The organism is Ruegeria sp. AL7, from assembly GCF_056536105.1.
In genome coordinates this window covers 2,304,226-2,317,596 of sequence record NZ_JBQFJF010000001.1, presented here as the reverse complement: position 1 = coordinate 2,317,596, position 13,371 = coordinate 2,304,226, and the positions used below count along the sequence as shown (strand labels likewise).

General features: G+C 60.8%; 11 protein-coding genes and 1 pseudogene. 9 read left to right on the top strand and 3 right to left on the bottom strand.

Annotated features, from left to right (window positions below; all coding sequences use genetic code 11):
- Positions 1-90 precede the first annotated feature (90 nt).
- The 8 genes and pseudogenes from gcvP to ACR3E2_RS11670 all read left to right on the top strand — a co-directional run bounded on the left by gcvP (position 91) and on the right by ACR3E2_RS11670 (position 8,882).
- Positions 91-2,945: pseudogene (gcvP, locus tag ACR3E2_RS11705) on the top strand (aminomethyl-transferring glycine dehydrogenase).
- A 196-nt stretch (positions 2,946-3,141) separates the two neighbouring features.
- The gene (locus ACR3E2_RS11700) at positions 3,142-4,296 is read left to right on the top strand and encodes a phosphoserine transaminase (RefSeq protein WP_480484181.1); all 1,155 of its coding nucleotides are present in this window, start codon (positions 3,142-3,144) and stop codon (positions 4,294-4,296) included.
- A 96-nt stretch (positions 4,297-4,392) separates the two neighbouring features.
- Positions 4,393-5,988: a phosphoglycerate dehydrogenase gene (gene serA / locus ACR3E2_RS11695; RefSeq protein ID WP_480484180.1), complete on the top strand. Its 1,596-nt coding sequence runs from the start codon at positions 4,393-4,395 to the stop codon at positions 5,986-5,988.
- Positions 5,989-6,109: 121 nt separating this feature from the next.
- Entirely contained in the window at positions 6,110-6,838 is a 729-nt protein-coding gene (locus tag ACR3E2_RS11690) for a metallophosphoesterase family protein (protein ID WP_480484179.1), read from the top strand.
- A 35-nt stretch (positions 6,839-6,873) separates the two neighbouring features.
- Positions 6,874-7,752, top strand: a complete 879-nt coding sequence (gene serB, locus ACR3E2_RS11685) for a phosphoserine phosphatase SerB (protein WP_480484178.1) — start codon at positions 6,874-6,876, stop codon at positions 7,750-7,752.
- A 41-nt stretch (positions 7,753-7,793) separates the two neighbouring features.
- The gene (locus tag ACR3E2_RS11680) at positions 7,794-8,123 is read left to right on the top strand and encodes an ArsR/SmtB family transcription factor (protein ID WP_480484177.1); all 330 of its coding nucleotides are present in this window, start codon (positions 7,794-7,796) and stop codon (positions 8,121-8,123) included.
- Complete coding sequence (locus ACR3E2_RS11675) at positions 8,111-8,539, top strand: SRPBCC family protein (protein ID WP_480484176.1); 429 nt, start codon at positions 8,111-8,113, stop codon at positions 8,537-8,539. The genes ACR3E2_RS11680 and ACR3E2_RS11675 overlap by 13 nt, the downstream gene beginning before the upstream one ends.
- Before the next feature lie 22 nt (positions 8,540-8,561).
- Positions 8,562-8,882: a YciI family protein gene (locus tag ACR3E2_RS11670; protein WP_480484175.1), complete on the top strand. Its 321-nt coding sequence runs from the start codon at positions 8,562-8,564 to the stop codon at positions 8,880-8,882.
- Positions 8,883-8,887: 5 nt separating this feature from the next.
- Here ACR3E2_RS11670 and ACR3E2_RS11665 read toward each other — a convergent pair whose 3' ends face one another.
- On the bottom strand, positions 8,888-9,886 hold the full coding sequence (locus ACR3E2_RS11665) for an asparaginase (protein ID WP_480484174.1): 999 nt from the start codon (positions 9,884-9,886) through the stop codon (positions 8,888-8,890).
- Between the two features lie 179 nt (positions 9,887-10,065).
- Between ACR3E2_RS11665 and ACR3E2_RS11660 the strand changes: the two genes are divergently transcribed.
- On the top strand, positions 10,066-10,602 hold the full coding sequence (locus ACR3E2_RS11660; RefSeq protein ID WP_209505046.1) for an invasion associated locus B family protein: 537 nt from the start codon (positions 10,066-10,068) through the stop codon (positions 10,600-10,602).
- Positions 10,603-10,905: 303 nt separating this feature from the next.
- On the opposite strand, the gene tcuB is transcribed toward ACR3E2_RS11660, so the two are convergent.
- Together tcuB and tcuA are read right to left on the bottom strand one after the other, a co-directional pair.
- On the bottom strand, positions 10,906-11,985 hold the full coding sequence (gene tcuB, locus ACR3E2_RS11655; RefSeq protein ID WP_480484173.1) for a tricarballylate utilization 4Fe-4S protein TcuB: 1,080 nt from the start codon (positions 11,983-11,985) through the stop codon (positions 10,906-10,908).
- On the bottom strand, positions 11,975-13,369 hold the full coding sequence (tcuA, locus tag ACR3E2_RS11650; RefSeq protein ID WP_480484172.1) for an FAD-dependent tricarballylate dehydrogenase TcuA: 1,395 nt from the start codon (positions 13,367-13,369) through the stop codon (positions 11,975-11,977). Before tcuA ends, tcuB begins: the two co-directional genes overlap by 11 nt.
- Positions 13,370-13,371 lie beyond the last annotated feature (2 nt).

Sequence of the window (13,371 nt, the reverse complement as noted above, 5' to 3'; positions counted from 1 at the left end):
GGGGCTCCCCGCTTCATCTTTTTCCAAATACTCCCGCCGGAGGCTCCTGCCGTCTCCGCCGGACCTGACCTATCCTTGAGGAGCGCTGCAATGGCCTTCAAACTGACCGACTACGAAGCCTATGACTTCGCCAATCGCCGCCACATCGGGCCCAGCCCGACCGAGATGCGCGACATGCTGCAGGTGATCGGCTTCAAGACGCTGGACCAGCTGATCGACGCTACCGTCCCGCCCGCGATCCGGCAGAAGGAACCGCTGGACTGGGGCCCGGCGATGACGGAACGCGATGCGCTCTTTCACATGAAGCAGGTGGCGGGCAAGAACAAGGTTCTGACCTCGCTGATCGGTCAGGGATATTACGGCACCACCACCCCGGCGCCGATCCTGCGCAACATCCTGGAAAACCCGGCCTGGTACACGGCCTACACGCCCTATCAGCCCGAGATCAGCCAGGGCCGGCTTGAGGCGCTGCTGAACTTCCAGACCATGGTCAGCGACCTGACCGGGCTCGATGTGGCCAACGCGTCCCTGCTGGACGAAGCCACAGCCGCAGCAGAAGCCATGGCGATGGCCAAGCGCGGCGGCCGGTCCAAGGCCAATAACGCGGCCTTCTTCGTGGATCGCAACTGTCATCCGCAGACCATCGCGGTCATCAAAACCCGCGCCGAACCCTTGGGCATCGACGTGCAGGTGGGCGATCCCGATCAGCTGGATGCAGGTGCCGTCTTTGGCGCGATCTTCCAGTATCCGGGCACCCATGGCCATGTGCGCGACTTCACGAACGAGATCGCGGCGCTGCATGAACATAACGCCATCGCCGTTGTCGCCGCCGATATCCTGTCACTGGCGCTGCTGAAATCCCCCGGCGAGATGGGCGCGGATATCGCCATCGGCTCGACCCAGCGCTTTGGCGTGCCGATGGGCTATGGCGGCCCGCACGCCGCGTATATGGCGACCACCGACAAGCTGAAGCGCTCGATGCCGGGCCGGATCATCGGGGTCAGCATCGACAGCCGCGGCAACAAGGCCTACCGCCTGTCGCTGCAAACCCGCGAGCAGCACATCCGCCGCGAAAAGGCGAACTCGAACGTCTGCACCGCGCAGGCGCTGCTGGCCGTCATTGCTTCGATGTATGCGGTCTATCACGGACCCGACGGCATCAAGGCGATCGCGCAATCGGTGCACCGCAAGACCTCGCGCCTGGCCGCCGGTCTGGAAGAGGCGGGATTTGCGGTCGAACCCGAGGTGTTCTTCGACACGATCACGGTCGAGGTCGGTCATCTGCAGAATGTCGTTATGGAGGCCGCCGTGGCCCGTGGCGTCAACCTGCGCAAGGTCGGCGAGACCCGCGTGGGCATCAGCCTGGACGAACAGACCCGCCCCGAGACCATCGAGGCGGTCTGGGGTGCCTTCGGCATCGACCGCAAGGATGACAGCTCGAACAAGCAATACCGCCTGCCGGATTACGCGCTGCGCGAAAGCGCGTACCTGACCCACCCGATCTTCCACAAGAACCGGGCCGAGGCCGAGATCACCCGCTATATGCGCCGTCTGGCCGACCGCGACCTGGCGCTGGACCGGGCGATGATCCCGCTGGGGTCCTGCACCATGAAGCTGAACGCCACGGTCGAGATGATCCCGGTCACCTGGCCCGAGTTCGGCAACCTGCATCCTTTCGTGCCCGAAGATCAGGCGCAGGGCTACCATCAGATGATTGCGGATCTGAACGACAAGCTGTGCCAGATCACCGGGTATGACGCGATCTCCCAGCAGCCCAACTCGGGCGCGCAGGGCGAATATGCGGGCCTTCTGACCATCCGCAACTATCACTTCGCCCGCGGCGAAGGGCAGCGCAATGTCTGCCTGATCCCGACCTCGGCCCATGGCACCAACCCGGCCTCGGCGCAGATGGTGGGCTGGCAGGTTGTGCCGGTGAAATCGGATGACAAGGGCAATATCGATCTGAATGACTTCCGCGAGAAGGCGGAAAAGCATTCGGATCATCTGGCCGCGTGCATGATCACCTATCCCTCGACCCATGGCGTGTTCGAGACCACCGTGCAGGAGGTCTGCCAGATCACCCATGATCACGGCGGTCAGGTCTATATCGACGGCGCCAACATGAACGCCATGGTCGGGCTGGCACGTCCGGGTGACATTGGCGGCGATGTCAGCCACCTGAACCTGCACAAGACCTTCTGCATCCCGCATGGCGGTGGCGGCCCCGGCATGGGTCCGATCGGCGTCAAGGCGCATCTGGCCGAGCATCTGCCGGGCCACCCGGAATATGGCACCGCCGTGGGTCCGGTCTCGGCGGCACCCTTCGGCTCGCCCTCGATCCTTCCCGTCTCATGGGCCTATGTGCTGCTGATGGGCGGCGCGGGGCTGACGCAGGCCACCAAAGTGGCGATCCTGAACGCCAACTACATCGCGGCGCGCCTCAAGGACGCCTATCCGATCCTCTACACCTCGGAAACGGGTCGGGTGGCACATGAATGCATCCTCGACACAAGGCCGCTGGACGAGGCGGCGCATGTCACCGTCGACGATGTGGCCAAGCGTCTGGTCGATTCAGGCTTCCACGCCCCCACGATGAGCTGGCCGGTGGCCGGAACCCTGATGGTCGAGCCCACCGATCCGAACCCAAGGACGAGCTCGACCGCTTCTGCGACGCCATGCTCTCGATCCGCTCGGAAGCGCAGGACATCATCGACGGCAAGATCGACGCGGAAAACAACCCGCTGAAAAACGCCCCCCACACGGTGCGTGATCTGGTCGGCGACTGGGACCGCCCCTACACCCGCGAACAGGCCTGCTTCCCGCCGGGATCCATGGGCGTCGACAAATACTGGTCCCCCGTCAACCGCGTCGACAACGCATACGGCGACCGAAACCTCGTATGCACATGCCCACCAATGACAGAATACGAAGACGCCGCTGAGTAACACAACCAAACCCCGCCGAGACATCGGCGGGGTTTTTCGCCAATCGGAAACCCGTGTTCTGATTTGTGTCCGTTTCAGATGTCGTTTTTACCCGGTAAAGCGTCTTTTCCGCTTGCTGCAGGTGCGAAGACCCCCTAGGTCTGTCCGTGGGACACCCCTCCCCAACGAGGGGCGTGTATCTGGAAGGGTAATACACATGACGATCGAACAACCGGCGACGCGGCCGGCAAATCCGCGCTTTTCTTCGGGCCCCTGTGCCAAACCCCCCACATTTGACCTGACAAAACTGGCCGATGCCGCATTGGGCCGGTCGCACCGCGCCGCTGTCGGCAAGGACAAGCTGAAGGCGGCCATCGAAGGCACGCGCGAGATTCTGGGCATTCCGGCGGATTACCGCATTGGCATCGTTCCCGCCTCGGACACCGGCGCGGTTGAAATGGCGCTGTGGTCTTTGCTGGGTGCGCGCAAGGTCGAGATGCTGGCCTGGGAAAGCTTTGGGTCCGGCTGGGTGACCGATGTGGTCAAGCAGTTAAAAATCGACGCCGAGGTGAAAACCGCGGATTACGGGCAGATCGTTGATCTGGCCTCGGTCGATTTCGCAAATGACGTGGTCTTTACATGGAACGGAACCACCTCGGGTGTGCGGGTACCCAATGGCGACTGGATTGCCGATGACCGCCAGGGCCTGACGATCTGCGATGCAACCTCGGCGGCGTTTGCGATGGATCTGCCCTGGGACAAGCTGGATGTAACGACCTTCAGCTGGCAGAAAGTGCTGGGCGGCGAAGCGGCCCACGGGATGCTGATCCTCAGCCCGCGCGCCGTTGAACGGCTGGAAAGCTATACCCCTGCATGGCCGTTGCCCAAGATTTTCCGCCTGACCAAGGGCGGCAAACTGATCGAAGGCATCTTTACCGGGGCAACGATCAACACACCATCAATGCTGGCGGTCGAAGATTATCTCTTTGCACTGGACTGGGCCCGCTCGGTGGGCGGATTACAGGGGTTGATCGCGCGGGCGGATGCCAATGCGGGTGCGGTACACGCGTTCTGCGACCAGAACGGCTGGATCGCAAACCTGGCAGAGGATGAGGCGACACGGTCGAACACTTCGGTCTGCCTGAAGTTCACCGACGCGCGTATTCAGGACGGTGCAGCCTTTGCCAAGGCAGTCGCCAAGCGGCTTGAGACCGAGAATATCGCGCTGGATATCGGCGCTTATCGCGATGCACCAGCAGGTCTGCGCATCTGGTGCGGCGGTACGGTTGAAACCTCGGATATTCAGGCGATGCTGCCCTGGCTGGCATGGGCTTTTGCGACCGAGATCAAAGCGCAGGCGCAGGCTGCCTGAATTTCATGTGCCGGGCTGAAGCCCGGCCTACCCCATCACCGATATAGGGCGGGCGTCCGCCCGCCACCCCCTGAAGAATTCAAAGGACCAACCAAAATGGCTCCCAAAGTACTGGTATCCGACAAGCTCAGCGAAACCGCAGTGCAGATTTTCCGCGACCGTGGCATCGACGTGGATTTCATGCCCGAGCTTGGCAAAGACAAGGACAAGCTGGCCGAGGTGATCGGTCAATATGACGGTCTCGCCATCCGTTCGGCCACCAAGGTCACACCGACCCTTCTGGAAAAAGCCGACAGGCTGAAGGTCATCGGCCGCGCCGGGATCGGCACCGACAATGTCGACAAAGAGGCGGCCTCGAAAAAAGGTGTGATCGTGATGAACACACCCTTCGGCAACATGATCACCACCGCCGAACACGCCATCGCGATGATGTTCGCCGTGGCGCGGCAGATCCCCGAGGCCAGCACCTCGACCCATGCGGGCAAGTGGGAAAAGTCCAAGTTCATGGGGATCGAGCTGACCAACAAGACACTGGGCGTGATCGGTGCCGGCAACATTGGTGGCATCGTGTGCGAACGCGCGTTGGGCCTGAAGATGAAGGTTGTCGCCTATGATCCTTATCTGGGCGAAGAGAAAGCCTCTAAGATGGGCGTCGAAAAGGTCGAGCTGGATGAACTGCTGGCGCGTGCCGATTTCATCACCCTGCATGTGCCGCTGACGGATCAGACTCGCAACATCCTGAGCCGCGAGAATCTGGCCAAAACCAAAAAGGGTGTACGGATCATCAACTGTGCCCGTGGCGGTCTGGTCGATGAAGTGGCGCTGGCCGAGATGCTGCAATCCGGCCATGTTGCCGGAGCGGCCTTTGACGTGTTCAGCGAGGAACCCGCCAAGGACAACGCATTGTTCAACCTGCCCAACGTGGTCTGCACGCCCCATCTGGGCGCGGCGACGACCGAGGCGCAGGAGAACGTGGCCTTGCAGGTGGCTGAACAGATTTCGAACTACCTGCTGACAGGCGCGGTCGAGAACGCGCTGAACATGCCCAGCGTGACCGCGGAAGAAGCCAAGCTGATGGGGCCGTGGATCAAGCTGGCAGGTCATCTGGGCAGCTTCATCGGCCAGATGACGGACGAGCCGGTCAAGGCGATCAACATCCTCTATGACGGTGTGGCCGCTGAAATGAACCTGGCCGCGCTGAACTGTTCGGTGGTCGCGGGGATCATGAAAAAGTTCAACCCCGAGGTGAACATGGTCTCGGCCCCTGTGGTCGCGAAAGAGCGCGGGATCAAAATCTCGACCACCAATCAGGATAAGTCGGGTGTTTTTGATGGCTACATCAAAGTCACGGTCGTAACGGACAAGCGTGAACGGTCGATCGCTGGCACGGTGTTCAGCGATGGCAAGCCGCGCTTTATCCAGATCAAGGGCATCAACATCGATGCCGAGGTCGGCGCTCATATGCTGTACACCACCAACGAAGACGTGCCAGGCATCATCGGCACGCTGGGTCAGACCATGGGTGAGAGCAACGTCAATATCGCCAACTTTACCCTCGGCCGCGCTGAGGCCGGAGGCGAAGCGATTGCATTGCTCTATGTCGACGAACCGGTCCCGGCCGAAGCGCGGGCGAAGCTTGCCGAAACAGGCCTGTTCACACAGATCAAGCCACTGGAATTCGACGTCGCCTGATCGGGGCTGTTGAGTTTGAGGAACAGTTCAGGACCCGGTTATGCGAATATCCGGGTCCTTTGTTCTCTCAAACCATGATCTGAGGCACAAGCAAGCTGAACTTTATCGCCGGAGGCCGTCTATGACGCAGCCAATCTATGTTATTGGTGATCTGCACGGGCAGGTGGCTGAGCTGGAGCGCGCGCTGTCCCTGATCCAAAGCGACGGCGGCCCCGATGCTCAGATCGTGTTTCTGGGTGACTACGTTGACCGCGGCCCTGACAGTCGCGGGCTGATCGAACGCCTGATTGCCGGGCGTGATGCGGGTCGGAACTGGATCACTCTGCTGGGCAATCACGACCGCATGTTTGCCTGGTTCATGGAGGACACGCCGCGCCACGATCCGCATTTGTTGGTGGGATACCACTGGCTGCATGACAGGTTGGGCGGGGTCGAAACCCTGCGCAGCTATGGGGTGGAATTCGAAGGTCAGATCCGCCTTGAAAACCTGCACCGGATGGCACAGGCAGCCGTGCCGAAATCGCACCTGACCTTTCTGCGCGATCTGGTGGCGATGCATCAGACGCCCGAGATTGCCTTTGTTCATGCGGGTATCCGTCCGGGTGTGCCGCTGAATGAACAGCAGGCAAGTGATCTGATCTGGATCAGACAGGACTTCCACGACTACCAAGGCCCGCATCCCAAACTGATCGTTCATGGACACACGCCTGTGGATCAGGCGACGCATTATGGCAACCGGATCAATCTGGACACGGGGGCCGGGTACGGACGACCGACGGGCGTCGCGGTATTCGAGGGACAGAATTGCTGGGAACTGACCGAACAGGGTCGAAAACCGTTGACGCCCTGACTGTCCCGCATGGGTATGACACTGGAGATTGGAATATGTACGTCGCCACTTTGCTGACCAACCCGGCTGCACCCTCACTGGACCGCGCCTTGCCGGAATCGTTGCGCAACGCGTGGGGCGGTGGGGATGTCCTGTGGCTCAGCCCGGACGAGGCGGTCGAGTTTGACCTGCGCGACATGCCCGCCAATCGCTGGGACGTTTGGGCAGACTTGCAGGGCATGGGCGTGGACCTGATTGTGCAGCCCGCACAGGGGCGGCGCAAAAAGATGCTGTTGGCCGATATGGACAGCACCATGATCCAGCAGGAATGCATTGACGAACTGGCGGATGAGGCTGGCGTCGGCGAAAGGGTCAAGGACATCACCGCCCGCGCCATGAACGGAGAGTTGGATTTCGAAGGTGCCCTGATCGAACGGGTTGGTCTGCTGAAGGATCTGGATGAAAGCGTCATTGGCAAAGTTCTGCGCGAACGGATCACGCTGATGCCCGGCGGACAGGCGTTGCTGGCAACGATGCGGGCCAACGGTGCCTATGCTGCACTGGTGTCCGGTGGCTTTACCGCCTTCACCGCGCGGGTGGCAGAACTGCTGGGGTTCGATGAAAACCGCGCCAACACTCTGCTGGCCTCAGATGGCAAACTGACGGGCGATGTGGCGCGTCCTATTCTGGGACGTCAGGCCAAGATCGAAGCGCTTGAACAGATCTCGACACGCCTTGGCCTGTCCGAAAGTGACGTGATCGCCGTGGGCGACGGGGCCAATGATCTGGGCATGCTGGGGCGGGCCGGAACCGGGGTTGCGCTTCATGCCAAACCGTCGGTGGCCGCAAAATGCGACGTGCGGGTGAATCACGGCGACCTGACGGCACTGCTTTACCTGCAAGGGTACAGTCGCACGGATTTTGTCGAATCCTGACAGGGCTTTTCATTATTTAACATTTGTGTTAAATAGAGGTCATGAGCACGCTTCTGACCACCTTTTCCGCTTTGTCTGATGCCACCCGGTTCTCGATTGTCGAGCAACTGATGGAGCAGGGCGAACTGCCCGCCGGTGACCTGATCGAAGGGCGTGGAATATCCGGCGCTGCGATCTCGCGACACCTCAAGGTGCTGCGCGAGGCAGGGTTGGTGCAGCAGCGTGTGCGGGGCACCCAACGGATGTACTCCATCCGGCCCGACGGGCTGCGGATGATTGCCGACTGGACCATCTCCAAACGGCAATTCTGGGAGAGCAGCCTGGATCGTCTGAGTGAAGTAATCGAAAGGGAGAATTCATGGCCGACCTGAAACTGGAACGGGACTTCCCCGTCAGCCCAGAAGACCTGTTCGCATGGATCAGCGACGGCAGCCGGTTGTTGCAATGGTGGGGGCCCGAAGGGATGCACGTACCTGATCACAATCTGGATTTCTCGCGCACCGGCCCGTGGTACTCGGTGATGGAGAATGGCGAGGGCCAGCAATACAAGGTCTCGGGCCACGTCACGCATGTCGACCCGCCAAACTCGGTGGGGTTTACCTGGGGCTGGCATGACGATCAGGATCAGCGCGGGGCCGAAAGCCACGTCACCTTCACAGTCACAGCGACAGGCACGGGGTCACGTCTGGTTTTGGACCACCGCGAACTGGCCGATGCCGAAGCAGCCGCGAACCACAATCAGGGCTGGACGTCTTCGCTGCGCAAACTCGAAGCGAAGTGCAAATAAGGTTTCATCAGGGAGGAGCGATATGCCCCAATATTTGTTTGTCTATCACGGGGGACACACCCCGACCGACCCCGCCGAGGTCGAGGCGACCATGGCCGCTTGGGGCGCATGGTTTCAGGGTATGGCCGAAGCGTTAGAGATCCCCGGTAACCCGGTCGGACAATCCTATACGGTCAGCAGCAACGGGGTTGTCGACAATGGCGGTGCAAACCCGGCCTCGGGCTTTACCGTGATCAAGGCCGACAGCATCGACGCCGCGACCGAGATGGCCAAGGGCTGTCCGATGGTTGTCAACGGCTCGGGCTCGGTTGAAGTGGCCGAGGTGCACGAGATCGAGATGTAGCGGCCTTAGCCGGGGAAACCCGGCGCAGGTTTGATCACGCCGCATTCCAGCCCCCGGCGGCTGTATTGTGTGGCGTTCATGAATTTGCGGGTGGCCGGGTGATCGGCCTCCAGCACACCTAGGCTCACCAGAATAGCGGCGATGGCGCATTCGCTGGCCCGTGTGGTGCCATCGGTGATCTTCAGCGCAACGCCCATGCGTTTTTCCGGGATGATGGCCACAAACACCGCCTCGGCCCCGGTCTTGATGGCGACGCGCCCGTTCATGGCGCGCATCAGTTCGGTGCAGGCACGGGTCTCACCGGCAACCAGTTCCGGATGTTTCACCATGGCTGCCACCAACTGAACCGCCGCCTCGCTGGAACGGTCGGACCGATCCGAGGCGCTTGCGAACCACGCCATCGACCGGGCCAGCCCGGCCAGCGACACGGCGAAATTCGGGGCGGAACAGCCGTCAATACCGTAACCGGGGCTGGTTTCGCCTGACGTCTCTTCGATGGCAGACAGGCAGGCCTGCTGCACCGGGTGGTCGATTTCCAGATATTCCGGTCCTGCGCCCATATGCTGACCCAGTGTCAGGAAACCACAATGCTTGCCGGAACAATTGTTGTGGATCTGGCACGGGGTGTCATCCGCCAGAATCAGCCGATCCCGCGCGGCAGTGTCCGCTGGCTCCTGTGGCCCGCAGCGCAAGTCGTGCTCGCTCAGCCCCAGATGATCAAGCCACGCTGTCACGCGGTCGGTATGGATCGCGGCCCCATTGTGGGACGCGCAGGCCAACGCAAGATGTTCGCTGTTCAATCCGTATTTTGCCGCGGCTCCCGACGTGACCAGCGGAAGCGCCTGAATCATCTTGGCGGATGAGCGCGGATAGATAACCGCCTGCGGGTCGCCCCAGCTGAGCACGATCTGGCCGGTGTCGTCGCAGATGACCGCGTGACCCAAATGCAGGCTTTCCAGCAAGTTGCCACGCCACAGTTCTGTCATTGCTACGGGCTGCGTCATCTGGACCTCCGAAATTTATGCGCAAAATTCTGCCAATCGCCCTTTCGCCTGTGGCGAAACCTGCGTTAGTGTGTGTATGTCGGCAATCATCGGAATGCGCAACGGAATAGACGGGCCGGAAGGGTTCGCAGCCATGTCCGATGGATTTGAGGTATCGGTCGAGCTAGGAGGCTGGACAAATGGGATCAATGCTCGTTCGTACGATCGCGGGCCTGTGTGTGGCAGGCATCGCCGCAACGTCTGCACTCGCCCAACAGGCGACAAGCACAAACCGGGTTGCTGCAAAAACGGACTGGAGCGTTTTTGTCGAAGATGATCCCACCGAATGCTGGAGCGTTTCGGCCCCCAAGGAAACCGTGAACACCCGGGGCGGGCGCGTCGTATCCGTGCGGCGCAGCGACATCCTGTTGTTTGTGTTCTATCGCCCCAATGCCGAGGTCAAAGGGCAAGTGACCTTTACCGGCGGCTATCCGTTTGCACCGGGATCGACAGTGAACCTGAATGTCGACGGGTCCGAGTTTGAACTGTTCACCGAAGGTGAGTGGGCCTGGCCCGCATCAGATGCAGATGACGCCAAGATCGTCACCGCGCTGAAACGCGGAACCGAGGCTGTTCTGACTGCCCGGTCCGAACGCGGCACACAAACCAAGGACACTTTCTCGTTGCTGGGCTTCACCGCAGCAATCGAAGACGCCGAAAAGCGCTGCACCAAATAAGCACCCCGGCCTAAGCAAATGGTCCCGTCTTTGGCGGGGCTTTTCTTATGTGGACTTCCGTCAAGTGGGTCAGTCCATGCTGCGATTGCTCAATCCGCCCTCAAATGGCAGGATTGAGCCCAGAGTGCAAATTGCTGCGGTCGGCCCAAATACGTGCGAAGCGTGCGTCGCTGCCGTTGGTCCTACAATGGACGGCCCATTCCGGACGTTGACCGCCACTCGAAGTGCCGCAACGCAGAGTTCTTCACAATCATATTTGATCCTATTGCATGTTCTTTCTGCTCACTCAGACGCGACGGGCTGTTAACGGACCATGGACGCATCTCTTTTTCGTTGTGCGTCTCGGACCAGCGCCGCAAGCCGATAGAAGCCGTGTGCCATTTTTGTGTAGGGCGTCAGCAGGAAGAAGGTCAGGACCGATCCGAGGTGGATGGCCAGCAGTGCGGGCATCAGAGGTGTTGAACCGAGGGCGTAAAGAACCAGCCCGCTGAGCCCCACAAACCCGAGCAACAGGATGAAGCCGATATCCCCGCCCCAGGCCGACGGATCGCCGAGGTCTCGGTCTGACTTTAGCTTGAGCAGCGCCATCGCACCGCACCCCACCGTCAGCAGAAGCCCCCCGGAAATCCCGAACAGTTTCGGCAACGACCAGAACCCGTAAGGCGCGTACATTCCGAAGACATAGTGCATGATCGTCGCCACCGAGGTCGACGCAAAGCACAGCAGAAAACCATACATAACAGCGTGGTGGATGTGACGTCGGCCCTGACTGAACCGGTCTTCGTCCTCAAAGTTACAACCCTCGCCATGGCCTGCGGCCAGATCCTGCATCTTGCCCGCGCGTTTGAGCGCAACCGTCAGATCAGACATCTGGATCGGTTTGCCACCAACCTCTGCCCAATAGCGCCTCAGGCTGAAGGCGATACTGAACAGAGGAAGCAGGAATGCAGGCGCAAAGATCGCGACCATCGCGTTGTGGGACAGGACGGCATAAAACCCTTCGCCTCCACTGGAACCGATGGCGCGGGTCGCCCAGAACAACAGGGCAAATCCGACCACCAACGCCAGGGCGATGGCTCCGCCATGGGTGTGGAACCGGCGTGCCAGCGGCTGCGGCCAGGCGAAGCTTTCCCAACTGTCTCGCCGCACTTCAGCCAGCGCCTTGGGCAGGTTCAGGTCAAACGCGTGCGGGGCGGTGTACTGACAGGCGTAGTAACAGCCCCGGCAGTTGTGGCACAGGTTGGCCAATTGCGTGATGTCCCCATCCGAGAACGCGCGCTCTGCGTGCAGCGACGGGAAGACCGAGCAATAACCCTCGCAATAGCGGCAGGCGTTGCAGATCTCGGCCTGGCGGCGGGCTTCCTGAATAAGATCAGTTTGCATAAGCGGCGGCCTCTCGTCCTGCGATGCGTCCAAAGACAGTTCCGATGGTCATGCCAAAGCCCGCCAGATAGCCTTGCCCAAGGATGGACCCGGCCATCGTTTCCCCGGCCGCCCAAAGGTTTTTGATCTTGCCGCTTGGGGTCGAGCACTGGGCTGTCTCGTCAACCTTCAACCCAAGATAGGTAAAGGTCACGCCGGTCCGCATCGAGTAGCCGTAAAACGGCGGTTCGGTAATTGGGCGCGCCCAGTTGGTCTTGGGCGGGATCAGGCCCGAGGTCGCCACCCCGTCCAGTTCGGTCGGATGAAACCCGCTGGTGTCACCGCAGGCGGCGTTGAATGCGCTGACGGTTGCTTTCAGTTTCTCCGCGGGCAGGCCCATCATCCCGGCCAATTCGTCCAACGTGTCCGCCTTTAGCGGAGGGAACACGGACGGCATGAACAGGTTCAGCGATTTGGCGTCGATGATGGCATATCCCACCTGATCCGGCTGCGCCGCCACCAAACGGCCCCAGATCGCGTAGCGTTTGGGCCAGACGTCTTCGCCCTCGTCATAGAACCGCTCGGCATGTTTGTTCACGACGATGGAAAACGGAACGCAGTCCAGACGGGTGACGATGCCGCCGTCGAATTTCGTCGCGCGCCCGTCGATGGCAACGGCGTGGCATTGGGTCGGGTCGCCAACGCTTTCTACTCCTTGGTCCAGTAGATCAGACAGGACAACGCCTCGGTTGTAAGGCGTTCCCCGGATCAGGAAGTTCTTGGCAGGTTCACCCCAGGCTCGGGTGAGCCAATCCGTGTCGGCCTGAAAGCCGCCGGAGGCAACGATGACCGCCTTGGGCGCGATGCGATGAGACTGGCCTTCATAGCTATAGTCGACCCACTCGATCCGATCACCATTCAGTTCCAAATGCGTGACGGCGGCTTCGTACAGCACATCTACACCCAAACCTGCCGCCGTGCGGTAATAGGCATTCACCAGAGATTTGCCGCCCCCCATGAAAAACGCATTGGTCTGTGCCAATGACAATGTGCCGGAAAGCGACGGCTGAAACCGGACCCCGTGTTCTTGCATCCAGGGAAGGCATTCTTCCGACGTGCGGATCGCCAACCGGGCAAGATGTTCATCGGTTTTTCCACCGGTGACTTTCAGCAGATCCGAGAGGTATTCGTCTTCGCTATACGCCTCGACGAGCGGACCCAACGGGCCCGAATGCATGCAGCGAAAATTGCGCGTATGGCGTGAGTTTCCGCCGCGATAAGGTTTTGGCGCCGTTTCAAGGATCAGAACACGGGCGCCTGCCTCGGCTGCAGTCATCGCAGCGCAGAGAGCCGCATTGCCGCCACCGATCACAGCGATATTGTAAGCTTCCTTTGGGGTGGCCATAT

What these genes read in the sequence shown, in the direction of transcription:
- ACR3E2_RS11700 (WP_480484181.1), top strand. Translation starts at nt 3,142, where the DNA reads ATGACGATCGAACAACCGGCGACGCGGCCGGCAAATCCGCGCTTTTCT.
- ACR3E2_RS11675 (WP_480484176.1), top strand. Translation starts at nt 8,111, where the DNA reads ATGGCCGACCTGAAACTGGAACGGGACTTCCCCGTCAGCCCAGAAGAC.
- ACR3E2_RS11670 (WP_480484175.1), top strand. Translation starts at nt 8,562, where the DNA reads ATGCCCCAATATTTGTTTGTCTATCACGGGGGACACACCCCGACCGAC.
- ACR3E2_RS11660 (WP_209505046.1), top strand. Translation starts at nt 10,066, where the DNA reads ATGGGATCAATGCTCGTTCGTACGATCGCGGGCCTGTGTGTGGCAGGC.
- serA (WP_480484180.1), top strand. Translation starts at nt 4,393, where the DNA reads ATGGCTCCCAAAGTACTGGTATCCGACAAGCTCAGCGAAACCGCAGTG.
- ACR3E2_RS11680 (WP_480484177.1), top strand. Translation starts at nt 7,794, where the DNA reads ATGAGCACGCTTCTGACCACCTTTTCCGCTTTGTCTGATGCCACCCGG.
- ACR3E2_RS11690 (WP_480484179.1), top strand. Translation starts at nt 6,110, where the DNA reads ATGACGCAGCCAATCTATGTTATTGGTGATCTGCACGGGCAGGTGGCT.
- ACR3E2_RS11665 (WP_480484174.1), bottom strand. Translation starts at nt 9,886, where the DNA reads ATGACGCAGCCCGTAGCAATGACAGAACTGTGGCGTGGCAACTTGCTG.
- serB (WP_480484178.1), top strand. Translation starts at nt 6,874, where the DNA reads ATGTACGTCGCCACTTTGCTGACCAACCCGGCTGCACCCTCACTGGAC.
- tcuB (WP_480484173.1), bottom strand. Translation starts at nt 11,985, where the DNA reads ATGCAAACTGATCTTATTCAGGAAGCCCGCCGCCAGGCCGAGATCTGC.
- tcuA (WP_480484172.1), bottom strand. Translation starts at nt 13,369, where the DNA reads ATGGCCACCCCAAAGGAAGCTTACAATATCGCTGTGATCGGTGGCGGC.